Genomic DNA, 26,382 nt, shown 5'->3' with positions numbered 1-26,382 from the left:
GGCGCGGCTCGGGGCGGGGCGCGGCACGGGGCGGGGCGCGGCACGGGGCGCGGCACGGCACGGGGCGCGGCACGGCACGGGGCGCGGCACGGCACGGGGCGCGGCACGGCGCGGGGCGCGGCACGGCGCGGGGCGGGGTGCGGGGCGCCGACGCCCGCCAGGCGGTCGGTCGGGCGGTGGCCGGCGGGGCCGGGGCGCGCAGGGTGGTCAGGCGGTGGCTGCGACCGGAGGTGCGGTGTCCGCCGGAGCGGTCGCGGCGGCCGGGGTGACCGGGCGGCGTTCGCGGGTCGACCACTGCGCCGACAGCGCGGCCAGCAGCACCAGGCAGGAGCCGAGCATGTGTGCGCCGACCAGGATCGCGGGCACGTGGGTGAAGTACTGCACGAAGCCGATCAGGCCCTGACCCAGCTCGACGGCTACCAGGACGATCGCGGCCCGGGTGGCCCGTCGCGCGCCGACTGCGCGGAACGCGAAGATCAGCGCCACCGAGAGGCCGATCAGCAGGAAGACGGCGTCCGCGTGCACCTGCGAGATCGTCTCCGGGTCGAGCCCGTTGCGGGCGGCGCCGTGGTCGCCGGCGTGCGGGCCGCTGCCGGTGACCCAGGTGCCGATGACCAGCACCGCGACCGCCACGCCGGTGGTGACCCGGGCCAGCGCGCGCAGCGGCGTGGGCACCACGGCCACGGTCGGGCCGTCCGGGTCGCCGATGCGCCGCCAGAGGGCGTACGCGGCGGCGATCACCGCCATCGACGCGAGGAAGTGCAGGCCGACCACCCAGGGGTTGAGGTTGGTCAGCACGGTGATGCCACCGATCACCGCCTGGGCGGGGATGCCCAGGAAGACCGCCACGGCCAGGGCGAGGAGCCCGGGTCGACGGGGCCGGTGCAGCAGTACGGCCAGCAGGGTGGCCAGCGCGATCAGGCCCACCGCGAAGGTGAGCATGCGGTTGCTGAACTCGATCACCCCGTACACACCCATCTCGGGGGTGGTGACGTACGAGTCGTCGGTGCACCGCGGCCAGGTGGGGCAGCCGAGGCCCGAGGCGGTCAACCGGACGGCCCCGCCGGTGAGGACGATGCCCACGTTCGCGATGATCGAGGCGAGCGCGAGGCGGCGCAGCAGGATGCCGGGGACCGGACGGGCGATTCGGTTCACGGCGCAAATCCTACGCACTGTAGTGATCGAGGTTCGTCCGACTCCGTCGGCTCGGTGGTTCGGATCACCGGGGCCCGGGTTTGCGACCCTCCGGGTAATTACGTAACGTTGGCGTTGTGAAAAACGCGGCGGCGCTCCCCGAGCACCAGCCGACGGCTGTCCCGGCCGTCGGCGCGTCCGCGTCCGCGTCGGTCGTGGCCACGTCGGGGATGCCCGGCGGGGTCACCGCGGCGGAGATCTCCACCCGCGACCGGGTCACCCAACTGCTGCTGGAGCAGGGTGCCACCACCGCCGCGCAGCTCGGCGTCGCCCTCGGGCTCAGCCCGGCGGCGATCCGCCGGCACCTCGACGCGATGCTCGCCGACGGCGATGTGTACGCCCGCGAGCAGGCCGTGCGGGGCAGTCGCGGTCGGGGGCGTCCGGCCAAGGTGTTCATGCTGACCGAGGCCGGCCGGGTCCGCTGTGGCACCCATCACTACGACAACATGGCCACCGCGGCGCTGCGGTGGATCGTCCGCAACGGCGGATCGGAGGCGGTCGAGGCGTTCGCCACCGAGCAGGTGTCCGCCCTGGAGTCGCGCTGCCGGACGGCCATGGAGGACGCCGGCGACGATCCCCTCGCCCGAGCCGAGGCACTCGCCGCGGCGCTCACCGCCGAGGGTTACGCTGCCAACGCGACCACGATCGCCTCCGGCGGTCAGCTCTGCCAGCACCATTGCCCGGTGGCGCACGTGGCCGCCGAGTTCCCTCAGCTGTGCGAGGCCGAGACCGCGGTGATCTCCCGTCTGGTCGGCACCCACGTACAGCGCCTTGCCACCATCGCGCACGGCGACGGGGTGTGCACCACGCACATTCCGACCCAGCCGGGGCGTGCTCAATCCGGTAATCCCGTCACCACTGTGAGGACAGATAGATGACCGAGCAGATTGTCCAGCCCCTGACCCAGGAAGAGCAGCTTGCCGCCCTGGGTCGGTACGAGTACGGCTGGTCCGACCCGGACGCCGCCGGGGCGGTCGCCCAGCGCGGCATCAACGAGGCGGTGGTGCGGGACATCTCGGCCAAGAAGAACGAGCCGGCGTGGATGCTCGACCTGCGGCTGAAGGGTCTGCGGCTGTTCGGCCGCAAGCCGATGCCGGCCTGGGGCGCGGACCTCACCGGCATCGACTTCGACAACATCAAGTACTTCGTGCGGTCCACCGAGAAGCAGGCCACCAGCTGGGAGGACCTGCCCGAGGACATCAAGAACACCTACGACCGGCTGGGCATCCCGGAGGCGGAGAAGCAGCGGCTGGTCGCCGGTGTCGCGGCGCAGTACGAGTCCGAGGTCGTCTACCACAAGATCCGTGAGGACCTTGAGGAGCAGGGCGTCCTCTTCCTGGACACCGACACCGCGCTGCGCGAGCACGAGGACGTCTTCAAGGAGTACTTCGGCACGGTGATCCCGGTCGGCGACAACAAGTTCGCCGCGCTGAACACCTCCGTGTGGTCCGGTGGCTCGTTCATCTACGTGCCGAAGGGTGTGCAGGTCGAGATCCCGTTGCAGGCCTACTTCCGGATCAACACGGAGAACATGGGCCAGTTCGAGCGGACGCTGATCATCGTCGACGAGGGCGCGTACGTGCACTACGTCGAGGGCTGCACCGCGCCGCTCTACTCCTCCGACTCGCTGCACAGCGCGGTCGTGGAGATCATCGTGAAGAAGAACGCGCGCTGCCGCTACACGACCATCCAGAACTGGTCGAACAACGTCTACAACCTGGTCACCAAGCGCGCCGTCTGCCACGAGGGCGCGACCATGGAGTGGGTCGACGGCAACATCGGCTCCAAGGTGACCATGAAGTACCCGGCGGTCTACATGACCGGCGAGCACGCCAAGGGCGAGGTGCTCTCGGTGGCGATGGCCGGCGAGGGTCAGCACCAGGACGCCGGCGCCAAGATGGTGCACGCCGCCCCGCACACCTCCTCGACCATCATCTCCAAGTCGATCGCCCGTGGCGGCGGCCGCACCTCGTACCGGGGTCTGGTGCAGGTCCTGGAGGGTTCGCACCACAGCCGGAGCACGGTCAAGTGCGACGCCCTGCTGGTCGACACCATCTCCCGCTCGGACACCTACCCGTACGTCGACATCCGCGAGGACGACGTGTCGATGGGGCACGAGGCGACCGTCTCCAAGATCAGTGATGACCAGCTCTTCTACCTGATGAGCCGGGGTCTGAGCGAGGACGAGGCGATGGCCATGATCGTGCGCGGCTTCATCGAGCCGATCGCCAAGGAGCTCCCGATGGAGTACGCCCTGGAGCTCAACCGCCTGATCGAGCTTCAGATGGAGGGCGCGGTCGGCTGACGCCGCCGCTCCCGCGGGGCGGGCCGGAACCTCGGCCCGCCCGCACCCCGCCCCACCCTCGTCGTCACGGAACAGACAGACCAAGGAAGACATGACTACCCAGGCTTCCGCGCCGCCCAGCACCAAGTCGCAGGCGCTGCGCTCGTACGACGTCGCTGACTTCCCGGCCCTCACCGGCCTGGAGGAGGAGTGGCGTTTCACCCCGCTCAAGCGCCTGCGCGGCCTGGCCACGGCGGACACCTCGGCCGCCACCGGCCGGGGCGTCACCGTCGAGCACCCGGACCTGCCGGCCGGGGTGTCGGTGCGGCTCGTCGAGCCGACCGATCCCAGCGTCGTGTCCGCGTCGGTGCCGACCGACCGGGTCAGCGCGCTGGCCCACGGCGGGGCGGCGCGCGTCGCGCTTGTCGAGGTGGCGGCCGAGGCCGTCGTGTCCGACGCGGTGATCGTCCGGCTGCTGGGCGCGTACCCCGAGGAGTTGGCCTTCGCCCGGACCCAGGTCCAGGTGGGTCGGTTCGCGGAGGCCACCGTCGTCTTCTCCCAGGAGGGCTCGACCACGCTCGCCGACAACGTCGAGGTGTTCGTCGCCGACGGCGCGAAGCTGACCCTGGTCACGGTCGCCGACTGGGCCGAGGACGCGGTCCAGGCGCAGCACGTCAACATCAAGCTGGGCCGCGACGCCCGGGTCGTCCACATCCAGGTCTCCCTCGGTGGTGACCTGGTCCGGCAGTTCACGAGCGTGGAATACACCGATCGGGGTGGCGAGGCCGAGCTGTACGGCGTCTACTTCGCCGACTCCGGGCAGCACCTGGAGCACCGGCAGCTGGTCGACCACTCCGTGTCGGACTGCCGCAGCTACGTCGGTTACCGGGGCGCGCTGCAGGGCGAGGACGCGCACACCGTCTGGGTCGGCGACGTGCTGATCCGGGCCGAGGCGACCGGCACCGACACGTACGAGATCAACCGGAACCTGCTGCTCACCGACGGCGCGCGGGCGGACTCCGTACCCAATCTGGAGATCGAGACCGGCGAGATCGCCGGCGCCGGCCACGCCAGCGCGACCGGCCGCTTCGACGACGAGCAGCTCTTCTACCTGATGGCCCGGGGTATCCCGGAGAGCGAGGCCCGCCGCCTGGTGGTCCGCGGCTTCTTCGCCGAGCTGATCAACAAGATCCCGGTGGAGTCGCTGCGCGAGCGCCTGGGCGACGCGATCGAGGCCCGGCTCACCAAGGCGGGCGCCTGATGATCCGCATCTGCTCCGCCGAGGACGTGCCGAAGGGCACCGCGATCAGCGCGGACGTCGACGGCACCCCGATCGCGCTGGTGCACGGCGAGGACGGCGAGTTCTACGCCGCCTACGACGAGTGCTCGCACGCCGCCGTCGCGCTCTCCGAGGGCGAGGTCGACGGCTGCACGTTGGAGTGCTGGCTGCACGGCTCGCGCTTCGACCTGCGCACCGGCGCGCCGAGTGGCCTGCCGGCCACCGAACCCGTCCCCGTCTACCCCGTCGAAGTCCGCGACGGCGACATCTACCTCAGCCTGACGCCGAGTAATGGAGTGACCCGATAATGAGCACCCTGGAGATCCGCGACCTGAAGGTGTCGGTCAAGCTGCCCGAGGGTGAGCTCAAGCCGATCCTGGCCGGCGTCGACCTGACCGTGAAGTCCGGTGAGACCCACGCGATCATGGGTCCGAACGGTTCCGGCAAGTCCACCCTGGCGTACTCGATCGCCGGTCACCCCAAGTACGAGATCACCGGCGGCACGGTGACCCTCGACGGCGAGGACGTGCTCGCCATGACCGTCGACGAGCGGGCCCGCGCCGGCCTCTTCCTGGCCATGCAGTACCCGGTCGAGGTGCCCGGCGTCTCGGTGGCCAACTTCCTGCGCACCGCGAAGACCGCCATCGACGGCGAGGCGCCGAAGCTGCGCACCTGGGGTGGCGAGCTGCGCGGCGCGATGGAGCGCCTGCAGATGGACCCGGCGTTCGCCCAGCGCAACGTCAACGAGGGCTTCTCCGGCGGTGAGAAGAAGCGGCACGAGATCGTCCAGCTGGAGCTGCTCAAGCCGAAGATCGCCATCCTCGACGAGACCGACTCGGGCCTCGACGTGGACGCGCTGCGCGTGGTCAGCGAGGGCGTCAACCGGGTCCGCGACAACGGCGACACCGGCATGCTGCTGATCACCCACTACACGCGGATCCTGCGCTACATCAAGCCGGACTTCGTGCACGTCTTCGTGGCCGGCCGGATCGTCGAGCAGGGCGGCCCGGAGCTGGCCGACAAGCTTGAGGCCGAGGGCTACGAGCGGTACGCCGCCGGGGCCGGCACGGCCAAGGCCTGAGCAGGAGAGGCGCTGCCGAGATGACCAGCATCGCGATCCCCGCGGGGATGCCGCAGTACGACGACGTGCCACGTTTCGACGTGGCCCGGGTGCGCGCCGACTTCCCGATCCTGTCCCGGGAGATCAACGGGCACCCGCTGGTCTACCTCGACAGCGCCAACACCTCGCACAAGCCCCGGCAGGTGCTCGACGTGCTCGACGAGCACTACGCGCGGCACAACGCCAACGTGTCGCGGTCGGTGCACACCCTGGGCACCGAGGCCACCGAGGCGTACGAGGGGGCGCGGGCGAAGATCGCCGCGTTCATCTCCGCGCCGAGCGTCGACGAGGTGGTGTTCACCAAGAACTCCACCGAGGCGATCAACATCGTGGCGTACGCCTTCTCGAACGCCTCGCTGCGCCCGGACGCCGACCCGCGGTTCCGGCTTGGGCCGGGCGACGAGGTGGTGATCTCCGAGATGGAGCACCACTCGAACATCGTCCCGTGGCAGTTGCTCTGCGAACGGACCGGCGCGACCCTGCGCTGGTTCCCGGTCACCGAGCAGGGGCGGCTGGACGAGTCGGGTCTGGAGGACCTGGTCACCGAACGGACGAAGATCGTCTCGTTGGTGCACATGTCCAACATCCTCGGCACGGTCAACGCCACCTCCCGCATCACCGCGCGGGTCCGTGAGGTGGGCGCGCTGCTGCTGCTGGACTGCTCGCAGTCGGTGCCACACCTGCCGATCGACGTGGTCGACCTGGACGCCGACTACATCGTCTTCACCGGCCACAAGATGCTCGGCCCGACCGGCATCGGTGTGCTCTGGGGTCGGGGCGAGCTGCTGGCGGCCATGCCGCCGGTGTTCGGCGGCGGGTCGATGATCGAGACGGTCACCATGGCCCGTTCGACGTTCGCCGCGCCACCGGCCCGGTTCGAGGCGGGCACGCCGCCGATCGCCGAGGCGGTCGCGCTCGGCGCGGCGGTGGACTACCTCACCGGGATCGGGATGCCGGCGATCCAGTGGCACGAGAAGGAGCTGACGGCGTACGCGCTGGACGCCCTCGGTGCGGTGCCCGACCTGCGGATCTTCGGTCCGACCGTGCCGGTCGGCCGGGGCGGCACCATCTCGTTCGCGCTGGGTGACGTGCACCCGCACGACGTGGGTCAGGTGCTCGACTCGCTCGGCGTGCAGGTGCGGGTGGGCCACCACTGCGCCAAGCCGGTGTGCAGCCGGTTCGGTGTCCCGGCGATGACCCGGGCCTCGTTCTACCTCTACACCACCACCGAGGAGATCGACGCTCTGGTGGCCGGTCTGGAGCAGGTGCGGAAGGTGTTCGACTGATGCAGCTCGACCAGCTCTACCAGGAGATCATCCTGGACCACTACAAGCGCCCGCACGGGCGCGGCCTGCGCGACGCCGACGACCCGGGTGACCAGGTCGCGGAGGCGCACCACGTCAACCCGACCTGCGGCGACGAGGTCACCGTCCGGGTGGCCACCGACGGCACGGTCCTGCACGACATCTCGTACGACGGGATGGGCTGCTCGATCAGCCAGGCGTCGGCGAGCGTGCTGCACGAGTTGCTGCGCGGTCGGGGCGCCGGGGAAGCTTTCGAGGTGCACGAGGCGTTCGTGGAGTTGATGTCCGGACGTGGCCAGGTCACGCCGGACGAGGACGTGCTCGGTGACGGGGTTGCTTTCGCGGGTGTGGCCCGCTACCCCGCCCGGGTCAAGTGCGCGCTGCTGCCGTGGATGGCGTTCAAGGACGCCGCGGCACGCGCCGGTGTGGGCGCGAGCCCGGAGGTGAAGGCGTGAGCGAGCGTCAGCGAGCGAATGACACCGTGGTGCCTGGTGGCATCACGAAGCGATGCGGAGGGACGGCATGAGCAGCGAGAACACCGCTACCGCGGCGACGCCGGAGGCCGGTGACGCCGTCGCGGCGTCGCAGACCGACGCCCTGACGACCGACGCCGTGACGACCGACGGTGCCGTGGCCCCGGCGGCCGGCGACGCCGTCGCCTCGACGGGCGGCGACGCGGTCGCCCCGGCTGCCGGCGACGCGGTCGCCCCGGCGGGCGGCGTCAGCAAGGCCATGATCGCCGACATCGAGGAGGCGATGAAGGACGTCGTCGACCCGGAGTTGGGCATCAACGTGGTCGACCTGGGCCTCGTGTACGGCGTACACGTCGACGACGAGAACGTCGCCACCCTCGACATGACGCTCACCTCGGCGGCCTGCCCGCTGACCGACGTGATCGAGGACCAGACCCGGCAGGCGCTGACCACCGGCCCCGGCGGCGGCCTGGTCAACGACATCCGGATCAACTGGGTGTGGCTCCCGCCGTGGGGCCCGGACAAGATCACCGACGAGGGTCGGGACCAGCTCCGATCCCTCGGCTTCAACGTCTGAGCCGACTCCGGTCGGCTCTGCCCGTCGAGCGCGACACCCCGCGGGGTGTCGCGCTCGATGCGTTACGCCCCCGCCCCGCGCGCGTAGGGAGTGCGCCAGGGCCGCGGGTCACCTGCGCCGTGCGCGGGTGCGTCCCGCGCCCGCGTCCTTGCGCGGTGTCTGCGCCCGCGTCCTCGCGCCGTGCGCCCGCGTCCTCGCGCCGTGCGCCCGCGTCCTCGCGCCGTGCGCCCGCGTCCTCGCGCCGTGCGCCCGCGTCCTCGCGCCGCGCGCCCGCGTCCTCGCGCCCTGCGCCCGCGTTGCGTGTCCTTGCGCGGTGCGCCCGCGTTGCGTGTCCTTGCGCGGTGCGCCCGCGTTGCGTGTCCTTGCGCGGTGCGCCCGCGTTGCGTTTCCTTGCGCGGTGCGCCCGCGTTGCGTGTCCTTGCGCGGTGCGCCCGCGTTGCGTGTCCTTGCGCGGTGCGCCCGCGTTGCGTGTCCTTGCGCGGTGCGCGCGTTGCGTGTCCTTGCGCCCTGCGCCCGCGTTGCGTGTCCTTGCGCCCTGCGCCCGCGTTGCGTGTCCTTGCGCGGTGCGCCCGCGTCGCGCCGTCGCGCCGTCGCGCCGTCCCACCCTGCAAGATCGCGCAATATCGTGGTTGTAGTGGTGTCGGCACGTCAGTGAGGCCACTAAAACCAGGATCAAGCACGATCTCTCGTTAGAGAGCCTCAAGCCCCACCGAAGATCCGCGCAACATCAGCGATAGTGCTGCCTCTGGCGCCTCTGAGGCAGCACCATCCCGGAAGTTGCACGGATCTTGGTCACCGCCCCGGGGGAGGGGCGAGGGATGACGCCGGCACGGCGGGGGGCGCAGGCACGGGGGTGCATGGCGCGGGGACGCATGGCGCCGGCGCGGGGCACGGGGGCCGCGGGGCGTGCGGGCGTTCGGCGCGGGCGCTCGGCGCGGGGCACGGGGGCCGCGGGGGCGTGCGGGCGTGCGGGCGTTCGGCGCGGGCGCTCGGCGCGGGGCACGGGGGCGTGCGGGCGTTCGGCGCGGGTGCACGGCTCGGGGCCGGAAATGCGGTGGCGCGGGCGTGGCTTCGGCGCGCAGGATGCGCGTGTGATTGAGGCGTACCCGATGCAGGTCCCTGTCCGTGCGGCCACTGCCGGGCGTCGACAGCGGCCGATCCGGGGACGAGCCTCGATCCGGCACCGACGATCGTGAGCGGGGCGTTCCTGGCCGGTCTGGTGGCCGGCTACGGCGTCGCCATCCCCGTCGGCGCGATCGCGATCCTGATCCTGGGGCTGAGTGCGCGTACCTCGTTTCGGGTCGGTGCGGCGGCGGCGCTCGCGGTGGCGACGGCCGACGGGTTGTACGCGGCGGTCGCCGCGCTCGGTGGCGCCGGCCTGGCCGGATTCATCGAGCCGGTCGCCGGGCCGCTGCGGGTGGTTGCCGCCGTCGTCCTGCTGGGTCTCGCCGGGCACGGTCTGTGGCGGACCTGGTCCGCCCACCGCTCGCGGCAGACGCCGACGGCACCGGTCGGGCGTGGTTTGAGCACGCCCGGGCGGGCCTACGCGGCGTTGCTCGGGCTGACCCTGCTGAACCCGGCGACGGTGCTGTACTTCACCGCGCTGGTGCTCGGTCGTCGGGACACCGCCGACGCGGACCCGGGCGCGGTGGTGCTCTTCGTGGCGGGTGTGTTCCTTGCGTCGGCGAGTTGGCAGCTGGTCATCGCCGGCGGCGGCACCGTGGTCGGCCGGGCGCTGAGCAGCCCGCGCGGACGACTGGTCACCGGACTGGTCTCCAGTGCGTTGATCGCCGCGCTGGCAGTGGTCGCGCTGTTGCCGCGCTGAGCGGCCCCGCCCGAGGGCCCGCTCGCGTCCGTCGTGCCGTACGGTCGGGCGGTGAGCAGTCGACCAGCAGCCGGGGGCGGTCGGTGGGTCGAGGTCGACCCGGCCCGAATCGGCCGCTGGGTCGAGGGCTTCGCCGGCCGGCACGGCCCGCCCGACACGACCGTGCGGGAGTACGGCCTGCTGCTCACCGCCCCCGACGGATCGACCGCCGAGTTGTACGCCCCACCCGGTGCGCCGGCCGGCGACGACGTCCCCGGGTTCGTGGCCCACGCCGTCGCGCCCCGCCGGATCGGTCTGTTGCTGGCCCGCAAGGGCGCGGTGGCCGTCGGTGTGGCCGAGGGCGCCGATCTTGTCGTCTCCAAGGTGGACACCCGGTACGTGCAGGGGCGCACCGCGGCGGGGGGATGGTCGCAGCACCGGTTCGCCCGGCGGCGCGACAACCAGGCGAAGGCGGCGCTGGGTGACGCGGCGGACCTGGCCGTACGGCTGCTGTTGCCGGAGGTGGCGGCGCTGACCGCGGTGGTCTGCGGCGGTGACCGGAAGGCGGTGGACACGGTGCTGACCGACCGGCGGTTGGCCCCGCTCGTGCCGCTGCGGGCCGAGCGGTTGCTCGACGTGCCGGAACCGCGCCACGCGGTGCTTGTCGCGGCGGTGGGTGCGGCCCGTGCGGTGTGGATCCGGTTGCGCGACCCGGCTCCCGAGTGACCTCGGCGCTCGACCGAGGGGAAACCGGCGTTCCTGGTGTGCTGCCGTGCGGCCGGTCCGAGGATGGGCGCATCGACGCGGTAACCCGTGACCGCAACACTCCCAGGGAGATCATCATGTCCGAGGCGCAGATCCTGCGTACCGTCCTCGACCGCTGGAAGTCCGCGGTCGACGCCCACGAGCCGGACCGGGTCGCGTCGTACTTCACCGAAGACGCGATCTTTCAGGGGCTGCGTCCGTACGCCGTGGGCCGTGTCGGGGTCGCCGCGTACTACGCCGGCCAGCCGCTCGGCCTGACCGCCGCCTACGAGATCCGGGAGACCCGGCGTCCCGCCGACGACCTGGTCCTCGGTTATCTGGAGGTCGAGTTCGGCTTCACCGACCGCCGGCCGCTGACGGTCCACCTCGGCGTGCTGCTGCGCCGGATCGGCGACGACTGGCTGATCAGTCACTACCAGGTGTCCCAGCTGAACTGACACGCCCGCGCCGCCCGCGCCGATCAGGGAGTTGTGGTGGACCCCATCCCGGGCACCACAACCGACTGATCGACGCGGACAGCGACCGGAGCGCGGGTCAGAGCTGGTCGGTGCCGAAGGTGTCGCAGGTCTTCGGGTCGCCGCTGTCGAAGCCCTGCTGGAACCAGCGTTGCCGCTGCTCAGAGGTGCCGTGGGTGAACGAGTCCGGGTTGACCTTCCCGCCGGAGCGTTCCTGGATGCTGTCGTCGCCGATCGTCTCGGCGGCCTTCAGCGCCTCGGTGATGTCGCCCGGGGTGATCGAGGTGAAGAGCGGTTCCTGGCCGGTCTTGTCCTTGGTCTCGGTGGCGTGCTTGGCCCAGGAGCCGGCGTAGCAGTCGGCCTGCAACTCCAGCCGCACGGAGGCGGAGCGGGGGCCGCTCTGGTCGCCCTGGCCGGCCTTGGCGTTGGTGCCGAGCAGGTTCTGGATGTGGTGTCCGTACTCGTGGGCGAGCACGTAGGGCTGGGCGAACTCGCCCTTCGCGCCGAACCGGGAGGCCAGCTCCTCGTAGAAGCTCAGGTCGATGTAGACCTGCCGGTCGGCGGGGCAGTAGAACGGGCCGACGCCCGAGTCGGCCTGGCCGCAGCCGGTGCTCACGGCGGCCTGGAAGTAGTTGGTGTCGGTGGGCTCGTACTTTCCGTTGCCCAGCTCCGGGTACGCCGTCTGCCAGTAGGCCTGGATGCTGTTGACGAAGGCCAGGTTGCGGCAGCGGAGGTCGTCGAAGCGCTGCGGGTTGTCACGCGAGCACAGCTGCGACAGGTCGGTGCCGCCGGCCTGCCCCCCGCCCTCGTCGCCGTTGGTCATCGCGTTCAGGCCGAACCCGCCGCCGAGCAGCGCGACGAGCACCGCCACCACGATGCCGATGATGCCGCCCCGGCCGCCGCCCCCGGGGATCGGGATGCCGAAGCCACCGCCCCCGCCGCCCCGACCCCGGTCGTTGACCTGGGAGGTGTCGAGTTCGGCCCGCTCGTTGAGTTCCATACTGACCCCGATCGCCGTATGCGCTGAATGTCGTGTGAAAGTCGTTGTGTCGGTTGCGTGCCGGACGGGGTCCGGACAGCGCTTTCGGTACCCGATGATCTTGATCGGTAATCCGGGCGGACCCTCCGGCGGCGCCCGGTACACTTGTCGGGTGCTGCGCTGCGAAGGCTGAACCGCCCCGCGCCGTCGGGCCCCTTGAGCCCGCCGGCCGTTTCGCGTGCCCCGAGTCAGCCTTCCAGACCCCGAGAGCGAGCCCGAAAACATGATCACAGCCACCGGCCTGGAACTGCGTGCCGGTTCCCGGATCCTGCTGTCCGACACCACCCTGCGCGTGCAGCCGGGAGACCGGATCGGCCTGGTCGGTCGCAACGGCGCCGGCAAGACCACCACGCTCAAGGTGCTCGCCGGCGAGGGGCAGCCGTACTCCGGCCAGATCGACGCGCGCAGCGCCATCGGCTACCTCCCGCAGGACCCGCGCACCGGCGACCTGGAGGTCACCGGCCGCGACCGGGTGCTCTCCGCGCGCGGCCTGGACGTCCTGATGTCCCAGATGCAGGAGATCGAGGCACGCCTCGCCGACGACGCCAGCGACAAACTGGTCCGCCGCTACGGCGCGCTGGAGGACCAGTTCGCCGCGCTCGGCGGGTACGCGGCCGAGGCCGAGGCCGCCCGCATCTGCGCCAACCTCGGGCTGCCCGACCGGGCGCTCGCGCAGACCATCGGCACCCTCTCCGGCGGTCAGCGCCGCCGCATCGAGTTGGCCCGGATCCTGTTCCGCGACGCGGGCGAGAACGGCGGCGGCATCCTGCTGCTCGACGAGCCGACGAACCACCTCGACGCCGACTCGATCACCTGGTTGCGCGGCTTCCTCGCCAACCACAAGGGCGGCCTGATCGTGATCTCCCACGACGGCGCGCTGCTGGAGTCGGTGGTCAACAAGGTCTGGTTCCTCGACGCCACCCGATCCGTGGTCGACGTCTACAACCTGGGCTGGAAGGCGTACCTGGAGGCGCGCGAGACCGACGAGCGGCGTCGCCGTCGGGAGCGGGCCAACGCGGAGAAGAAGGCCGGCGCGTTGATGGCGCAGGCCGACAAGATGCGGGCCAAGGCCACCAAGACCGTGGCCGCGCAGAACATGGCCCGCCGTGCCGAGAAGCTGATCTCCGGCCTGGAGGAGGTGCGGGTCGCCGACCGGGTGGCCAAGGTGCGTTTCCCCAACCCCGCGCCGTGCGGCAAGACCCCCCTCACCGCGACCGGCCTGTCCAAGTCGTACGGCTCGCTGGAGATCTTCACCGACGTCAACGTCGCGGTGGACCGGGGCTCCCGGGTGGCCATCCTCGGGCTCAACGGCGCCGGCAAGACCACCCTGCTGCGGATGCTCGGCGGGCTGCTCACCCCGGACACCGGCGAGGTGCACGCGGGTCACGGCCTGCGGCTGGGCTACTACGCCCAGGAGCACGAGACCCTCGACGTGGAGCGGACCGTGCTGGAGAACATGCGCGCCGCCGCCGTCGAGCAGTCCGACACCGACCTGCGCAAGATCCTCGGCGCGTTCCTCTTCTCCGGTGACGACGTGAACAAGCCGGCCGGGGTGCTCTCCGGTGGTGAGAAGACCCGGCTGGCCCTGTCCACCCTGGTCTGTTCCGGTGCCAACGTGCTGCTGCTCGACGAGCCGACGAACAACCTCGACCCGGTCAGCCGGGAGCAGGTGCTCGACGCCATCGCCAACTATCCGGGCGCGATCGTCCTGGTCACCCACGACCCGGGCGCGGTGCTCGCGCTCAAGCCGGACCGCGCGATCCTGCTGCCCGACGGCGACGAGGACGCCTGGAGCGACGACCTGCTCGAGCTGGTCGAGCTGGCCTGACCGGCGTCGCCTCCGGGCGCGCCGCAGCCGAGCAGGTCGAGGTCCGCAACCGGGCGCGGCGAGGTTCTCAGCCGAGTAGGTCGACCAGCCGGCCCAGCACGCCGGAGCTGACCAGGATCACCACCCCGACGCCGACGAAGATCGCCGGCACCAGCCAGTGGCCCGCGCGTTCGACCAGCCGGACCACGCGGGGGTGCCCGCCCAGCCACGCGCCGGCGGCGCACCACAGGGCGACCAGCAGCACGAACACCAGCAGGAAGATCGCGCTGTCGGCCAGGCCGAGGGCACGGAAGACGGGTACGTAGACGGCCACGTTGTCGGCGCCGTTGGCGATCGTCACCCCGGCCACCCCGAGCAGGCCGGTGACGACGGTGGGGGTCTCGTCGTCGTCGGAACCCCGTAGCGCGCGTACGCCCAGCGCGATCGGCAGCAACCCGAGCAGCCCCGTCCACGGGTCCGGCACCACCAGCAGGCCCGCCGCGACCACCGCGCTGGCCAGCGCGAGCGCGCCGATGCCCAGGTATTGGCCGGCGACAATCTGCCAGGGTCGGGGCCGACCGGTGGTGCGGGCCGCGACGAAGAACAGAGTCAGGATGACGATGTCGTCGATGTCGGTGGCGGCGAAGACCACTGCCGCTCCGGCCGCGGTGCCCAACAGGTCGATCACGACCGAAGGCTACGGGTCGCCGGCGGCCGCCGGCACACGGCATTGGTACGCCCGGACACCACGCCGCGTCGATTGCCAGGATCACTCTATCGGGAAGCTGACATTGCATAGCGTGTCGGTTGGCGAAGAGTTGATATCTGGCGCATGATCGTTCGAGGCGGTCTAATAGGTGGGACCGTATCCGAACCGCACAGTCTGGGACGTGAGGACACAGCATGGCAGCCACTGGCACAGCCACCAGCACTGAGAAGGGTCGCCGGATCGTCGGAGCCGAGCGTCAGACGCTCGCCAAGGACCTGGTAAAGCGGTACACGTCGGGGGAGAGCATCCGCGCGTTGGCGGCCTCGACCGGCCGTTCCTACGGGTTCATCCACCGAGTGCTCACCGAGTCAGGGGTGCAGCTGCGTCAGCGCGGCGGTGCCCGGCGCCGCAAGAAGGCGTGACCCGCCTCCCCGCGTCGTCGACAAGCGCCACGCCCCGGACCGCCCGGTGACCACCGAGGCGACCGGGGTTCGGTTGACCTGCGACGGGCCGGTCGCCACGGTGACGTTGTGCCGGCCCGACGTGCTCAATGCGCAGACGCCTGCCATGTGGCGGGCGATGAGCGACTTCTCCCGTGAGCTGCCCGGTGACGTGCGGGTGGTGGTGGTCCGGGGCGAGGGGCGTGCGTTCTCCGCCGGCCTCGACCTCGCGGTGGCTGGCGCTTCCGGCCCCGGCTCCTTCGCGGAGCTGGCCACGCTGCCCGAGCAGGAATGCGCCGAGCGCATCGCGGAATTCCAGGCTGGCTTCACCTGGCTGCACCGGCCGGACGTCATCTCCGTCGCCGCTGTGCAGGGCCACGCGATCGGCGCCGGCTTCCAGCTCGCGCTCGCCTGCGATCTGCGCGTGCTGAGCACGGACGCGAAGCTGTCGATGGCTGAGGTGACCCTCGGCCTGGTGCCCGACCTGGCCGGCACGAAGCGTCTCGTGGAGCTGGTCGGCTACGCACGGGCACTGGAGATCTGCGCGACCGGCCGCCGGTTGGACGCCGCCGAGGCGGACCGGATCGGGCTGGCGACCCTGGTGGTGCCACCGGCCGAGGTGGATGGCGCGGTCCAGGACCTGACCGCCGGGTTGCTCGCCGGAGCCCGCGACGCGGTGGTGGAGATCAAGGCACTGCTGGTGGGTGCGGCCGGGCGGTCGCACGCCGACCAGCAGCGCGCCGAGCGGGAGGCGCAGACCCGCCGACTGCGCGATCTGGCTGGCCAGGGAGAATAGGTAAGGACCGGCCGGGAAGATCCAGGTTACGACCGAGGTTGTCACAGCTGTCGGGAGAATTGGCCTGACGGTGCAGTCCGCCCGACGACCCCGGAGGTGAGCGATGTCCAACCCGATGTCCGGCGGTGGCATGGCCGGGTGGAGCATGCTCCGGTCGATGCGCAACAGGGACGAGGTCTCCACCCATCGGCTCAAGCGCGGGGTCGCCCGACGCATCGTGGCCTTCGCCCAGCCCTACCGGCGCGACATCATCGTCTTCCTGGTCACCGTGGTCCTGGCCGCCGTCATCGGCGTGGCCACACCGGTGCTCGCCGGCGACGTCATCAACGCGATCAACCGGGGCGGCACCGAGGCCGGCCGGCTCGTGGTGCGGCTGGCCCTGTTCATCGCCGCGCTGGCGGTCGCCGACGCGCTGCTCTCGCTGGCCCAGCGGTGGTATTCGGCCCGGATCGGCGAGGGCATCATCGTCAACCTGCGCACCCGGGTCTACGACCACGTGCAGCGGATGCCTCTGCAGTTCTTCACGCGTACCCAGACCGGCGCCCTGGTCAGCAGGCTCAACAACGACGTGCTGGGCGCCCAGCGGGCGTTTACGTCGACGTTGTCCGGCGTGGTCAGCAACGTCATCCAACTCGTGCTCACCGCCGCGGTGATGTTCACCCTCTCCTGGCAGATCACCGCGCTCTCGCTGGTGCTGCTGCCGATCTTCATCATCCCGGCCCGACGGGTGGGGCGGCGGCTGGCCGACATCACCCGTGAGTCGTACAACCTCGATGCCAAGATGAACGCGACAATGACCGAGCGGTTCGGGGTGGCCGGCGCGCTGCTGGTGAAGCTCTTCGGCCAGCCCGAGATCGAGGCCCGTCGGTTCGCCGACCGGGCCGAGCGGGTGCGGGACATCGGCATCCAGTCCGCCATGTATTCCCGTACGTTCTTCGTCGCGATGCTGCTGGTCGCCTCACTGGCGCAGGCGCTCACCTACGGCCTCGGTGGCTGGCTCGCCGTGACCGGCGGCGTCAGCGCGGGCACCGTGGTGACCCTCGCGCTGCTGCTGACCCGCCTGTACGGTCCGCTCACCGCGCTCTCCAACGTGCGGGTGGACGTGATGAGCGCGCTCGTCTCGTTCGACCGGGTCTTCGAGGTGCTCGACCTCAAGCCGGGCATCGTGGAGAAGCCCGACGCGGTGGCGGTGCCCCGGGGCGCCGGCCGGGTCGCCTTCCGGGACGTCCGGTTCCGCTACCCGAGCGCCGCCGAGATCTCCCTCGCCTCCCTGGAGGAGGTCGCCACGCTCGACCGCACCGTCAACGAGCCGGTTCTCAAGGGCGTCTCGTTCAGCGTCGAGCCGGGGCAGATGGTCGCCCTCGTCGGCCCGTCCGGCGCCGGCAAGTCGACGCTGTCGATGCTCATCTCCCGGATCTACGACGTCACCGACGGGCAGGTGCTCGTCGGTGGCGTGGACGTGCGGGACGCGACCCTCGCCTCGCTGCGTGACGAGATCGGCGTCGTCACCCAGGATTCGCACCTGTTCCACGAGACGATCGCCGAGAACCTGCGGTACGCCAAGCCGGACGCCACCGACGACGAGATCTGGGCCGCCCTGGCCGGGGCGCAGGTGGCTGATCTGGTCCGGGCGCTGCCCGACGGTCTGGATACCACGGTGGGGGAGCGCGGCTACCGGTTCTCCGGTGGCGAGAAGCAGCGCATCGCCATCGCCCGTCTGCTGCTCAAGGCCCCGTCGGTCGTGATCCTCGACGAGGCGACCGCACACCTGGATTCGGAGAGCGAGGCGGCGGTGCAGCGGGCGCTGTCGGTGGCGCTGGCCGGACGTACCGCGTTGGTGATCGCGCACCGGCTCTCCACCGTGCGCGACGCCGACCAGATCCTGGTCCTCGACGGCGGACGGATCGTCGAGCGCGGGCGGCACGACGAGTTGGTCGCGGTCGGCGGGCTCTACGCCGAGCTGTACCGGACCCAGTTCGCGGTCGCCGACTCGCCCACCCCGTTCGTCGACGCGACCGGCCCCGAGCCGGTGGTCATGCCCCTGGGCACGTACCGCGCCGACGAGGTGCTGCCACCGGCCGCCGCCAACTGACGGTTGCGGGACTGCTCGGCTCAGTCCGCCACGAAGGCCGCGATGGTGCTGGCCAGCGGCGTGCAGGCGAACGCAGCGTAGGCGGCGACGAGAGCGGTGGAGGCGACGCACCACCGGTACCGGGTCGCCGGGCAGCGGCGGCGCGTCGCCACCAGCACACCGACCCCGACCACCGCGAGCAGGATGCCGGGCACCGGCCCGAGCAGGGTGAGGTAGAAACCGGGCACGCCGAGCAGCCAGCCCGGCACGATGAAGGTCCAGGTCGGCGGGTACGGCCGGGGTGCCCACAGATAGGGCACGACGGCCGCGGCGAGGTAGGCCGCCACGGTGTACAGCTGGATGCCGACAAGCGTGCGGATCGGCGCGGTGGACGCCTCGGTGGGGGTCTCGAGGGTCGAGACCTGGGCCGTGCCGGCGGGAACATCCGTCATTGTCGCTCCACTGTGGCGGGATCGTGGTCTGCGCCGAGGGTAGGTGTGCCCGTGCCGCCCGACAAGCTCGTCGCGGACCGCTCGTCAGAACGCCGCCACCCGCAGCTCGGCGAAGGCCAGGCCCAGGGTGACCGGCGTGAAGTGCGCGTTCAGGCCGCTCGGGTTGGGTAGCACCCACAGTCGGGCGCCGGCCAGCAGCTCCGACTGCGGCCCGAAGGTGGCCTTCGGCCGTTGAAAACCGATCCGGTACGCGGTCACCCCCACCACCGCCACCCAGCGCGGCCGGTACCGGGACACCTTCTCGGTGAGGATCGCCGCGCCGGCGAGAAGTTCCTCCGTGCTCAGCTCGTCCGCGCGGGCGCTGGCCCGGGCCGCCATGTTGGTGATGCCGAGCCCGAGCGCGGGCAGCTCGGCCTGTTCGCTCGGGTGCAGCAGCCGGGGGGTGAACCCGCCCCGGTGCAGGGCGGGCCAGAACCGGTTGCCGGGCCGGGCGAAGTGCCAGCCCGTCGCGGCCGACCAGAGGCCCGGGTTGATGCCGACGAAGAGCACCGCCAGCCCCGGCGCGAGCACGTCGGGAATCGTCCGATCGGCTGCCGCCGCCAGGTCCGCGCGGCTCGGCCGGGCCGTCCCGGGCGTCACCGCACGCGCGTCGCCGGCCCCGTCGGGGGTCACAGCCCGCGCAGCGCGCCGCCGTCCACCGGCAGGGTGATCCCGGTGAGGTAGCTCGCGGCGGGGGAGAGCACGAACGCGGCCACCCGGCCGAACTCGGCGGGGTCGCCGAGGCGGCGCAGCGGGATGCTGGCCTCCGCGGCGGCCCGGGCCTGCTCCGGGTCGCCGGTCGCGGCGAAGAGCTCCCGGTTGCGGTCGGTCAGAATTCGGCCGGGCAGCAGCCCCACCACCCGGACCCCGCGCGGGCCGTAGTCGTCGGAGATGTCCTTGGCCGCACCGACCAGGCCGGGCCGGAGACCGTTGGAGATGCCCAGGCCGGGGACCGGGCCGCGAGCCGAGGTGGAGAGCACCAGCCCGATCGCACCACCCGAGGGCAGCGCGGCGGCGATCGTGCGGACCGCGCGGATGGTGCCCAGGAAGACCGTTTCGAAGGAGAGCCGCCACTGCTCGTCGCTGATCGCCGCGGCGTTCCCCGCCGGTGGGCCGCCGACCGAGATCAGTGCGCCGTCGAGCCGGCCGAAGTGCTCCTGGGCGGCGGCGACGAGCTGCCCCGGGGTCTCCGGGTCGGTCAGGTCAGCGGTCACCCCGACGGCGTGCTCGGGACCACCCAGCCGCTGCGCGGCGGCGGCCACGGCATCCGGGTCCCGGGCCGACAGCACCACCCGCGCACCGTCGGCTACCAGGCTCTGCGCGGTCGCGTAACCCAGACCGCGGGAGGCGCCGGTGAGGACGTACACGCGGTCGGTCAGTCCGAGGTCCATGACTCCGATCCTGCCGCATCCGGCACACCGTCGCCGCGAGGGGTGGGTGGGCGCGGCGCGGGGCGCAGCAGACGTACCCGGCCGGCGATCTGCACCGCGACGGCGCCGCCGGCGCGGCCCACCGCCGGCACCCGGCGCGGACGCGGCGTCCGCAGCCCGTCGTAGCGCAGGCGCGCCTCCCGAACAGCCAACTCCTCGGCGGCCACCGGGGGGAGCACCCGCTGGTCGCGCAACGCACGGGCCAGGTCCCAACCGTCGCGCAGTGAGCCGGCGGTGGGTCGCCGGGCGGCCCAGTCGGCGAAGGTGGTCGACCACCCGGCACCGAGACCGGCGGCGAGCAGTGGCCAGTGCCGGGCCACCTCGCCGGCCCGCTTGCGCAGCAGGGCCGCGCGGGTGGCGGCCAGCGGGCCGGGTGCGAACCCCGCCGGTGGCGCACCCCCGGCGACCAGCGCCGCGACCAGTTCGGCCTGTCGCTCGGCGAGCCCCGCGCGGGGCGTGGCGTCGCCGTCGGGTGCGCCCGTCATGTCACGGCCGGAAAGCCCGCCGCGGCGGCCAGGGCGTCCAGTTCGGCGCGGAGTTCGGCGGCCGGCGGGTAGTGGCCGTCGCGTTCCAGCAGCAGCGCCGGCGGTCGCCGTCGGGCGCAGAGCGCCTCGACCAGCTCCAGCACCGCCGACGGCACCGGGTCGGTGTGGGTGTCGTGGTAGAAGCCGCCGTGCTCCGCGCCGCCGGCCACGTGGACGTACGCGACCCGCTCCAGCGGCAGCCGGTCCAGCAACGCCAGCGGGTCGGCGCCCCGGTTGCGAGCGTTGGCGTGCACGTTTGCCACGTCCAACAGCAGCAGCGCCCCGGTCCGGTCGAGGATCTCGGTGAGGAAGTCCGCCTCGTCCAGCTCGTCGTCGGGCCAGTCGAGCAACGCGGCGATCGGTTCCAACGCGATCGGCACCGGAAGCTCGGCCTGTGCCCGCGCCACGTTGGCGCAGACCGCGTCGACGGCTTCCCGGCTGCGCGGCAGCGGCAGCAGGTGGCCGGCCTCCAGACCGCCCGCCCGGACGAACGCGATGTGCTCGCTGACCAGCGGCGCCTCGACACGCTGCGCCACCGCGGCCAGGTGGGCGACCCGGGCCGGGTCGACCGGCTCCGCGCCGCCGAGGGAGAGCCGCACCCCATGCGGTACGACAGTCACCGCGCGTTCCCGTAGCTGCGCCAGGCCGGGCGGGAGTGGCCCGGTGGCGGGTATCCCCTCGGCCACCACCTCGACGAAGCGCAGCCCCGGCAGCTCGGCCACGAAGCCGGCGATCTCCGGACGCCAGCCGATGCCCACCCCGGACGGCCCGGTCATCCGCCGCACCCGCCGCCACCGCCGCAGCCGCCACCTCCACCACCGCAGGAGCCGCCGCCGGAGCTGTCGCCGCCGCCGGAGCTGTCGCCTCCGCCGCCCCAGCCGTCGGAGCCGCCCGTTGAGCCGCCGCTGCTGGAGATGGCCTGGCGCTGGATCTCGGCCTGCTCGGCGAAGCCCGGGTCGAGCGCCCAGAGCGAGGCGGTGCCGTACAGGGCCACGCCCATCGCCGCGCCGGCCGCTCCGTAGGTGGCGTAGGCAGGCGCGGAGGCGGGTTCGAGGTGGGTGTGCTGGCGGCGGACGTCGCGCAGCGCGGCGCGTCCGGCCCTTGTCTGCAGGGGTGCCCGGCGCAGCACCAGCACGATGATGAGTTGCGGGACCAGGGTCAGCAGCAGGTAACCGACCGGGTGACCGTTGACCAGGCCGGAGATCAACCGGAACACACCGAGGGCCAGCAGGACGGTCAGGAGCGCGATCAAGAAGCCGTAAACTTCCCGCTGCCGGTGGCTCGTCAGCAACCCGCGCTGCTCCAGGCCGTTGCGGAGCTGGTCCAGCGCGGAGCGTACGTGTCGGTGCTGCGGCAGGTCCCGGACCCGCGAGTGGTGGTGGGCGGCCCAGTGGATGCCTTGCTCCAGCGGGGTGAGCCCGGTCGGCGCGGCGCCGACGGTGGTCAGCCGACGGTCCGGTCGCACGGCGATCGCACCGCCGCCGCGCAGCCCGCCCAGCGCGGCGTTCACGGCGAGTCGGGGGCCACCATTGAGGTACGCGACCTCCTGCGGCCCGAGCGGATCGTGGGTGGTCCGCCCGTGGGCGCTCAGCGGGCGGATCCGGTGGTAGGCCACGACCGCCAGCGCCACGGCGGCTGCCATGAGGTAGTACCGGAGGAAGGTCGGGCCGGGGATGCCCCAGGTGTCGCTCGACGCGGCGTTGACGATCACTGACTGCTCCTGTCGCCGGAGGGATCGGCGGCCCCATTGTGGAGCAGCGTCGCCACGGTCGGCGGACCGGTGCCCACGCGGTCAGGGACGGCGAACGGCCTCCTCGACGAGGTCGAGCACCGGCCCCAGGTCACCGGCCGGTCGGCCCATCGCCAGGTGCAGCACCAGGCCGTCGTAGGCCAGCTCCAGGAACTGGGCCAGCACGTCGATCGGGACGTCCTCGCGCAGCACCCCGGCGTCACGCTGGCGGGTCAACCGGTCCCGGGTCGCCTCGGCGATCGCGGCGGACCGCTCGGCCCAGCGCTTGGCGAACGCCGGGTCGGTGCGCAGCCGGCGCGATACCTCCAGTTGGCTGCCCAGCCAGCCGGTGGTGTCCGGCGACATGGCCCGGGCGAGCAGATCGCGCATCACCTGCACCAGCCCGTTGCGGGCCACCGTCTCCACCATGGCGGCGGCGTCGTCCTCGGCGACGGCCAGGAAGAGTGAGTCCTTGTCGCGGAAGTGGTGGAAGATGGCGCCACGGGACAGGCCGGTGGCCTCCTCGAGGCGGCGTACGGTCGCTCCCTCGTAGCCGAGCCGGGCGAAACACGCCCGTGCGGCGGCGAGGATCTCCTGCCGGCGCGCGTCGAGCTGGTCCTGGCTTACTCTGGGCACGCGTCGATCGTCGCAGGTCACCCCGGGGGCGTGCAAACCGTACGTACGGCTTGGAATGCCCCCGTCTACCATCGCCCGGTGACCCTGCCCCGCCCCGTGCCCACCGCCCCGCTGACCGTGGCCGCCATCCAGGCCACGCCCGCGCCGGGAGACGTCGCCGGAAACGCGGTCGCCGCCGCCGACCTGGTTCGCCGAGCCGCCGACCGGGGCGCCCGGGTGGCCGTCCTGCCGGAGCTGTTCCTCTGCGCGTACCACCCGCCGACCCTCGCCGCCGACCCGGCCGGCACGGACGTCACGGCCGACCCGGGCGGAATGGTCGCGGATCCCCGCCTCGACCCGCTGCGCGCCGCGGCCCGCGAGGCCGGCGTCACCGTGCTGGTCGGTGCCGCCGCCCGACACCCGGACGGCCGGCGGACCATCGCCGCGCTGGTGGTCGACCGGACCGGCGCGATCCGGGTCGGCTACGACAAGCAGCAACTCTGGGGCGACGAACGCGACCTGTTCAGCGCCGGCGACCGGGGTGCCACGCTGCTCGTCGACGACTGGCGGCTCGGCCTCGGCATCTGCTACGACGGCTGTTTCCCGGAGCACGGTCGGGCCGCCGCCCTCGACGGCGCGCACGCCTACCTGTGCCCCAGCGGATACCTGGCCGGCTCCGAGCACCGCCGCGACCTCTACTACGCCGCGCGCGCCCTCGACAACACGATGTTCGTGGTCTTCGCCAACGCGGTCGGCGGCGTCGACCCGTGGCGGTTCAACGGCGGCGCGGCGATCTACGACCCGCAGGGACGGGTGCTGGACCGGGGTGCCGACGACGGTACGGCGGTGCTGGTGGCGACGTTGGACCCGGCCGTGCTCGCGGCCACCCGGTCGGCCCATTCGATGCTCGCCGACCGGCTCGCGGACCAGGGCGGCCCCCGGTCGTCGATGTCCGGCTGAGCACATCGTCAGGTCGGTACCCGCTGCATCTGTTGGCGGACACATCGGTCCCGTAGGGTGCCCGAGTGCCACTGCTCCTGCTGGACCTGGACAACACCCTGCTGGATCGGGCCGGGCCGTTCCGCCGCTGGGGTGAGCGCTTCCTGGACGGCATCGGCGCGCCCCCCAGCGACATCGAATGGCTGGTCTCGATCGACGCCGACGGGTTGACCGACCGCTGGGATCTCGCCGACGCGATCCGGGACCGCTACGAGCTGCGCATCCCCTCGATCGACCTGGTGGAGGAGCTGCACGACGGGGTGGTGGCGCAGACCCGGCTCGACCCGCTCACCGCCTGCGCGCTGCGGATCGCCGACGACGCCGGCTGGGTGCCGGTGGTGGTCTGCAACGGCACGGTACGTGTCGACGACGCCAAGATTCGCCGGACCGGCCTGGACCGCTACGTCGCGGACTGGGTGATCTCCGAGGAGTGCGGGGTCAGCAAGCCCAACCCGCGGATCTTCGCGCTCGCCGCCCAGCGGGTCCGGATGTCGCTGCGCGGCGCCTGGGTGGTCGGCGACAGCCCGGAGGCGGACATCGGTGGCGCCGCCGCGGTCGGGCTGCCCAGCGTCTGGCTGCACCGCGGGCGCTCCTGGTCGGACGTCCGGTTCGCGCCCAGCCGCACCGCGGACGGGCTGATCGCCGCGGTCGCCACCATCCTCGCCCGCTGAACGCCCGCCGTGCGCGCCCGCCTCGCGCGCCCGCCCCAAGATTCGCGCAACATCCCCGATGTTGCTGCCTCGGGACGCGCGGAGGCGGCAACATCCCCGATGTTGCTGCCTCGGATCCCGGTCGGGCGGCGCGTGGGCGGTGTCCGGGAGTAATTCGATTGACCCGCCGACGGGCTGCGGCGAGCATTGTCCGCGCATGGTGCATCCCGGGCGTGTGCCCGGTCGAGGGAGAAGGAGGTCGGCCATGGCCGTCGTCGCCTTTCGCTGTCAGCTGCCTTCTTCAGCCTCGACCAAGGGAATCTCACCACAGTGCGCGATCACGACCTTCCGGCGCTGGAGCGCCGGAGCCGCGGCAAGAGCCGCTTCGACGACGACGAACCGCAGTTTCTGAAGCGCGGGCGGCACACCGAGCCGCCCGCGGACCCGGACAGCGCCCCTGACCCGGACACCGGCGAACGCTGGTCGTCCTGGGACGACGCCGTCCACGGACCCCAGCCGCACCCGGGCTGGCTGATCACCGAGCTGGCCGCCAAGGACACCGAGTTGGGTGTGCTGAAGACCGGCAAGGAGGCGGACGTCCACCTGGTCCGCCGGGCCGTACCCGACACCGACAGGTCCTGCCTGTTGGCGGTCAAGCGCTACCGCGAGCCTGAGCACCGCCTGTTCCACCGGGACGCCGGCTATCTGGAGGGCCGCCGCGTGCGCCGCTCCCGGGAGAACCGGGCCATGGCCAGCCGGACGGCGTTCGGCCGGCAGATGATCGCCGGGCAGTGGGCCGCCGCCGAGTTCGCCGCCCTGGCCCGGCTCTGGGACATCAGCGCCGGGAACGACCGGATCGCCGTGCCGTACCCGGTGCAGTTGCGGGGCACCGAGCTGATGCTGGAGTTCGTCGGTGACGCCGAGTCGGGGGAGGCGGCGCCCCGGCTGGCACAACTGCGACCCGATCCGGCCGAGCTCCGCGACCTGTGGGGCCAGTTGGTGGAGGCGCTGCGGGTGCTGGCCCGTGCCGGCTACGCGCACGGCGACCTGTCGCCGTACAACCTGCTCGTGCACCGGGGCCGCCTGGTGGTGATCGACCTGCCGCAGGTGGTCGACGTGGTGGCGAACCCGCAGGGGCCGGAGTTCCTGGCCCGGGACGTGCGGGTGGTCAGCACCTGGTTCGCGGCCCGTGGCCTGCCCGCCGAGCAGGTCGACCCCGGCCTGTTGACAGGTGAGCTACTGCACGAGGCGGGCCTGCGCTGATCGGAGCGGGTCGGGCGGCCGGGCCGCCCGACCCGCCGGGGTCACTGGAGGTAGCGCTCCACCTCGGGCTTGGGTCGTTCACCCTGTGCGTCCGGGTCGCCGTGGGTGTCCCGGGCTGCCCGCCTGCGGCGCAGGAGGTCCCAACACTGGTCGAGGGACTCCTCCAGGGCGCGCAGCCGCTCGCTGGTCTCGCCCTCGGTGCCCGACTCGTGGGCCTGGGCGTCCGCCCGCAGCTTGTGTTCCTCGTCGACCAGCTCGGTGATCCGGTTCAGGATGGTCTTGTCGTCCATGCTCCTGAGCCTGGCACAGCGGCCCTGGAAGCGCCGGGATTCGTACCCCTGTCGCGCGGCGGTCGTCGGCTGGACCACACCGACAACGGCGCGTCAATGTGCCGTTTTTCACGCTCAGTTCGGATTGTTTCACGCCCTGCTCATCATGGGGCGTCACCTGCGGGATTCTCGCGGATGGGCCGCGCCCGTCCGGATCAAAGGCGCAAATCGCTCGACCAACGCGAAAGTCTTCCCGGTCGGCGTCCTGGTGAAGCGGATTCGTGAATGGGATGCT

At 72.3% G+C, this 26,382-nt stretch carries 29 protein-coding genes; 18 read left to right on the top strand and 11 right to left on the bottom strand.

Translation table 11 applies throughout. The features are described from left to right. Nucleotides 1–207: 207 nt before the first annotated feature. On the bottom strand, nt 208–1,173 hold the full coding sequence (locus tag AB0C01_RS33730; protein WP_357573063.1) for a COX15/CtaA family protein: 966 nt from the start codon (nt 1,171–1,173) through the stop codon (nt 208–210). A gap of 191 nt (nt 1,174–1,364) precedes the next feature. Between AB0C01_RS33730 and AB0C01_RS33725 the strand changes: the two genes are divergently transcribed. From AB0C01_RS33725 to AB0C01_RS33675, 11 genes are all read left to right on the top strand, one after another. Continuing rightward, nucleotides 1,365–2,072 carry a transcriptional regulator gene (locus tag AB0C01_RS33725; RefSeq protein WP_357256124.1) on the top strand — a complete coding sequence of 236 codons (708 nt, stop codon included), beginning with the start codon at nt 1,365–1,367 and terminating at the stop codon, nt 2,070–2,072. After that, the gene (sufB, locus tag AB0C01_RS33720) at nt 2,069–3,499 is read left to right on the top strand and encodes a Fe-S cluster assembly protein SufB (RefSeq protein ID WP_266244341.1); all 1,431 of its coding nucleotides are present in this window, start codon (nt 2,069–2,071) and stop codon (nt 3,497–3,499) included. Before AB0C01_RS33725 ends, sufB begins: the two co-directional genes overlap by 4 nt. A 91-nt stretch (nt 3,500–3,590) precedes the next feature. Beyond that, nucleotides 3,591–4,739, top strand: a complete 1,149-nt coding sequence (gene sufD / locus AB0C01_RS33715) for a Fe-S cluster assembly protein SufD (protein WP_357256081.1) — start codon at nt 3,591–3,593, stop codon at nt 4,737–4,739. Beyond that, on the top strand, nt 4,739–5,065 hold the full coding sequence (locus AB0C01_RS33710; protein WP_357256083.1) for a non-heme iron oxygenase ferredoxin subunit: 327 nt from the start codon (nt 4,739–4,741) through the stop codon (nt 5,063–5,065). Before sufD ends, AB0C01_RS33710 begins: the two co-directional genes overlap by 1 nt. Beyond that, a complete protein-coding gene (sufC, locus tag AB0C01_RS33705; protein WP_357069837.1) occupies nt 5,065–5,838 on the top strand; it encodes a Fe-S cluster assembly ATPase SufC in 774 nt (257 codons plus the stop codon). The genes AB0C01_RS33710 and sufC overlap by 1 nt, the downstream gene beginning before the upstream one ends. 20 nt (nt 5,839–5,858) lie before the next feature. Further along, the gene (locus AB0C01_RS33700) at nt 5,859–7,163 is read left to right on the top strand and encodes a cysteine desulfurase (RefSeq protein ID WP_357573062.1); all 1,305 of its coding nucleotides are present in this window, start codon (nt 5,859–5,861) and stop codon (nt 7,161–7,163) included. Then, nucleotides 7,163–7,636 carry a Fe-S cluster assembly sulfur transfer protein SufU gene (sufU, locus tag AB0C01_RS33695; RefSeq protein WP_350865704.1) on the top strand — a complete coding sequence of 158 codons (474 nt, stop codon included), beginning with the start codon at nt 7,163–7,165 and terminating at the stop codon, nt 7,634–7,636. The genes AB0C01_RS33700 and sufU overlap by 1 nt, the downstream gene beginning before the upstream one ends. A 67-nt stretch (nt 7,637–7,703) precedes the next feature. Next, nucleotides 7,704–8,231 (top strand): metal-sulfur cluster assembly factor, encoded by a 528-nt coding sequence (locus AB0C01_RS33690; protein ID WP_357573061.1) that lies wholly within the window; start codon nt 7,704–7,706, stop codon nt 8,229–8,231. Nucleotides 8,232–9,423: 1,192 nt separating this feature from the next. After that, nucleotides 9,424–10,056 carry a LysE family transporter gene (locus tag AB0C01_RS33685; RefSeq protein WP_357573060.1) on the top strand — a complete coding sequence of 211 codons (633 nt, stop codon included), beginning with the start codon at nt 9,424–9,426 and terminating at the stop codon, nt 10,054–10,056. Nucleotides 10,057–10,107: 51 nt separating this feature from the next. After that, entirely contained in the window at nt 10,108–10,761 is a 654-nt protein-coding gene (locus tag AB0C01_RS33680) for an acVLRF1 family peptidyl-tRNA hydrolase (RefSeq protein WP_357573059.1), read from the top strand. Between the two features lie 116 nt (nt 10,762–10,877). Next, nucleotides 10,878–11,237 (top strand): nuclear transport factor 2 family protein, encoded by a 360-nt coding sequence (locus tag AB0C01_RS33675; RefSeq protein WP_357573058.1) that lies wholly within the window; start codon nt 10,878–10,880, stop codon nt 11,235–11,237. A gap of 97 nt (nt 11,238–11,334) precedes the next feature. Here AB0C01_RS33675 and AB0C01_RS33670 read toward each other — a convergent pair whose 3' ends face one another. Next, nucleotides 11,335–12,255: a neutral zinc metallopeptidase gene (locus tag AB0C01_RS33670; RefSeq protein WP_357256097.1), complete on the bottom strand. Its 921-nt coding sequence runs from the start codon at nt 12,253–12,255 to the stop codon at nt 11,335–11,337. Nucleotides 12,256–12,517: 262 nt separating this feature from the next. On the opposite strand from AB0C01_RS33670, the gene AB0C01_RS33665 reads away from it, so the two are divergent. After that, nucleotides 12,518–14,122 carry an ABC-F family ATP-binding cassette domain-containing protein gene (locus tag AB0C01_RS33665; protein WP_357256099.1) on the top strand — a complete coding sequence of 535 codons (1,605 nt, stop codon included), beginning with the start codon at nt 12,518–12,520 and terminating at the stop codon, nt 14,120–14,122. Between the two features lie 67 nt (nt 14,123–14,189). Here AB0C01_RS33665 and AB0C01_RS33660 read toward each other — a convergent pair whose 3' ends face one another. Continuing rightward, nucleotides 14,190–14,789 (bottom strand): cadmium resistance transporter, encoded by a 600-nt coding sequence (locus tag AB0C01_RS33660; RefSeq protein ID WP_357573057.1) that lies wholly within the window; start codon nt 14,787–14,789, stop codon nt 14,190–14,192. Between the two features lie 215 nt (nt 14,790–15,004). Between AB0C01_RS33660 and AB0C01_RS33655 the strand changes: the two genes are divergently transcribed. The 3 genes from AB0C01_RS33655 (at nt 15,005) to AB0C01_RS33645 (ending at nt 18,138) form a co-directional block, all read left to right on the top strand. Continuing rightward, complete coding sequence (locus AB0C01_RS33655; protein WP_007462679.1) at nt 15,005–15,232, top strand: helix-turn-helix domain-containing protein; 228 nt, start codon at nt 15,005–15,007, stop codon at nt 15,230–15,232. Nucleotides 15,233–15,278: 46 nt separating this feature from the next. Beyond that, the gene (locus AB0C01_RS33650; RefSeq protein WP_357256103.1) at nt 15,279–16,046 is read left to right on the top strand and encodes an enoyl-CoA hydratase/isomerase family protein; all 768 of its coding nucleotides are present in this window, start codon (nt 15,279–15,281) and stop codon (nt 16,044–16,046) included. A gap of 115 nt (nt 16,047–16,161) precedes the next feature. Beyond that, nucleotides 16,162–18,138 carry an ABC transporter ATP-binding protein gene (locus tag AB0C01_RS33645; protein WP_357573064.1) on the top strand — a complete coding sequence of 659 codons (1,977 nt, stop codon included), beginning with the start codon at nt 16,162–16,164 and terminating at the stop codon, nt 18,136–18,138. A 20-nt stretch (nt 18,139–18,158) separates the two neighbouring features. On the opposite strand, the gene AB0C01_RS33640 is transcribed toward AB0C01_RS33645, so the two are convergent. The 7 genes from AB0C01_RS33640 to AB0C01_RS33610 all read right to left on the bottom strand — a co-directional run bounded on the left by AB0C01_RS33640 (nt 18,159) and on the right by AB0C01_RS33610 (nt 22,927). Continuing rightward, nucleotides 18,159–18,569: a hypothetical protein gene (locus AB0C01_RS33640; RefSeq protein WP_357256105.1), complete on the bottom strand. Its 411-nt coding sequence runs from the start codon at nt 18,567–18,569 to the stop codon at nt 18,159–18,161. An 84-nt stretch (nt 18,570–18,653) separates the two neighbouring features. Then, nucleotides 18,654–19,241 (bottom strand): G/U mismatch-specific DNA glycosylase, encoded by a 588-nt coding sequence (mug, locus tag AB0C01_RS33635; protein WP_357256107.1) that lies wholly within the window; start codon nt 19,239–19,241, stop codon nt 18,654–18,656. Beyond that, on the bottom strand, nt 19,238–19,999 hold the full coding sequence (locus AB0C01_RS33630) for an SDR family oxidoreductase (protein ID WP_357256109.1): 762 nt from the start codon (nt 19,997–19,999) through the stop codon (nt 19,238–19,240). Before AB0C01_RS33630 ends, mug begins: the two co-directional genes overlap by 4 nt. After that, nucleotides 19,984–20,523, bottom strand: a complete 540-nt coding sequence (locus tag AB0C01_RS33625) for a hypothetical protein (protein WP_357256111.1) — start codon at nt 20,521–20,523, stop codon at nt 19,984–19,986. Before AB0C01_RS33625 ends, AB0C01_RS33630 begins: the two co-directional genes overlap by 16 nt. Further along, nucleotides 20,520–21,338, bottom strand: a complete 819-nt coding sequence (locus AB0C01_RS33620) for a DUF692 domain-containing protein (RefSeq protein WP_357256113.1) — start codon at nt 21,336–21,338, stop codon at nt 20,520–20,522. The genes AB0C01_RS33625 and AB0C01_RS33620 overlap by 4 nt, the downstream gene beginning before the upstream one ends. Then, the gene (locus AB0C01_RS33615) at nt 21,335–22,273 is read right to left on the bottom strand and encodes a TIGR04222 domain-containing membrane protein (protein WP_357573056.1); all 939 of its coding nucleotides are present in this window, start codon (nt 22,271–22,273) and stop codon (nt 21,335–21,337) included. Before AB0C01_RS33615 ends, AB0C01_RS33620 begins: the two co-directional genes overlap by 4 nt. Before the next feature lie 81 nt (nt 22,274–22,354). Then, the gene (locus tag AB0C01_RS33610; protein WP_357256117.1) at nt 22,355–22,927 is read right to left on the bottom strand and encodes a helix-turn-helix domain-containing protein; all 573 of its coding nucleotides are present in this window, start codon (nt 22,925–22,927) and stop codon (nt 22,355–22,357) included. A 78-nt stretch (nt 22,928–23,005) separates the two neighbouring features. On the opposite strand from AB0C01_RS33610, the gene AB0C01_RS33605 reads away from it, so the two are divergent. From AB0C01_RS33605 to AB0C01_RS33595, 3 genes are all read left to right on the top strand, one after another. Then, nucleotides 23,006–23,866: a carbon-nitrogen hydrolase family protein gene (locus tag AB0C01_RS33605; protein ID WP_357256119.1), complete on the top strand. Its 861-nt coding sequence runs from the start codon at nt 23,006–23,008 to the stop codon at nt 23,864–23,866. A 65-nt stretch (nt 23,867–23,931) separates the two neighbouring features. Then, on the top strand, nt 23,932–24,576 hold the full coding sequence (locus AB0C01_RS33600; protein ID WP_357256121.1) for an HAD family hydrolase: 645 nt from the start codon (nt 23,932–23,934) through the stop codon (nt 24,574–24,576). Nucleotides 24,577–24,885: 309 nt separating this feature from the next. Next, complete coding sequence (locus tag AB0C01_RS33595; RefSeq protein WP_357256122.1) at nt 24,886–25,818, top strand: RIO1 family regulatory kinase/ATPase; 933 nt, start codon at nt 24,886–24,888, stop codon at nt 25,816–25,818. 41 nt (nt 25,819–25,859) lie between these two features. Here AB0C01_RS33595 and AB0C01_RS33590 read toward each other — a convergent pair whose 3' ends face one another. Then, nucleotides 25,860–26,108, bottom strand: a complete 249-nt coding sequence (locus AB0C01_RS33590; RefSeq protein WP_357069883.1) for a DUF2630 family protein — start codon at nt 26,106–26,108, stop codon at nt 25,860–25,862. Nucleotides 26,109–26,382: the final 274 nt, after the last annotated feature.

This window comes from Micromonospora sp. NPDC048905 (assembly GCF_040649655.1).
In the GTDB taxonomy this organism is placed as follows: Bacteria; Actinomycetota; Actinomycetes; order Mycobacteriales; family Micromonosporaceae; genus Micromonospora.
This window is presented reverse-complemented; position numbering and strand designations above follow the sequence as displayed.

Coding starts and splice junctions, on each gene's coding strand:
- AB0C01_RS33725 (WP_357256124.1), top strand. CDS start 1,365: ATGCCCGGCGGGGTCACCGCGGCGGAGATCTCCACCCGCGACCGGGTC.
- sufB (WP_266244341.1), top strand. CDS start 2,069: ATGACCGAGCAGATTGTCCAGCCCCTGACCCAGGAAGAGCAGCTTGCC.
- sufD (WP_357256081.1), top strand. CDS start 3,591: ATGACTACCCAGGCTTCCGCGCCGCCCAGCACCAAGTCGCAGGCGCTG.
- AB0C01_RS33710 (WP_357256083.1), top strand. CDS start 4,739: ATGATCCGCATCTGCTCCGCCGAGGACGTGCCGAAGGGCACCGCGATC.
- sufC (WP_357069837.1), top strand. CDS start 5,065: ATGAGCACCCTGGAGATCCGCGACCTGAAGGTGTCGGTCAAGCTGCCC.
- AB0C01_RS33700 (WP_357573062.1), top strand. CDS start 5,859: ATGACCAGCATCGCGATCCCCGCGGGGATGCCGCAGTACGACGACGTG.
- sufU (WP_350865704.1), top strand. CDS start 7,163: ATGCAGCTCGACCAGCTCTACCAGGAGATCATCCTGGACCACTACAAG.
- AB0C01_RS33690 (WP_357573061.1), top strand. CDS start 7,704: ATGAGCAGCGAGAACACCGCTACCGCGGCGACGCCGGAGGCCGGTGAC.
- AB0C01_RS33675 (WP_357573058.1), top strand. CDS start 10,878: ATGTCCGAGGCGCAGATCCTGCGTACCGTCCTCGACCGCTGGAAGTCC.
- AB0C01_RS33670 (WP_357256097.1), bottom strand. CDS start 12,255: ATGGAACTCAACGAGCGGGCCGAACTCGACACCTCCCAGGTCAACGAC.
- AB0C01_RS33665 (WP_357256099.1), top strand. CDS start 12,518: ATGATCACAGCCACCGGCCTGGAACTGCGTGCCGGTTCCCGGATCCTG.
- AB0C01_RS33655 (WP_007462679.1), top strand. CDS start 15,005: ATGGCAGCCACTGGCACAGCCACCAGCACTGAGAAGGGTCGCCGGATC.
- AB0C01_RS33645 (WP_357573064.1), top strand. CDS start 16,162: ATGTCCGGCGGTGGCATGGCCGGGTGGAGCATGCTCCGGTCGATGCGC.
- AB0C01_RS33640 (WP_357256105.1), bottom strand. CDS start 18,569: ATGACGGATGTTCCCGCCGGCACGGCCCAGGTCTCGACCCTCGAGACC.
- AB0C01_RS33630 (WP_357256109.1), bottom strand. CDS start 19,999: ATGGACCTCGGACTGACCGACCGCGTGTACGTCCTCACCGGCGCCTCC.
- AB0C01_RS33625 (WP_357256111.1), bottom strand. CDS start 20,523: ATGACGGGCGCACCCGACGGCGACGCCACGCCCCGCGCGGGGCTCGCC.
- AB0C01_RS33620 (WP_357256113.1), bottom strand. CDS start 21,338: ATGACCGGGCCGTCCGGGGTGGGCATCGGCTGGCGTCCGGAGATCGCC.
- AB0C01_RS33590 (WP_357069883.1), bottom strand. CDS start 26,108: ATGGACGACAAGACCATCCTGAACCGGATCACCGAGCTGGTCGACGAG.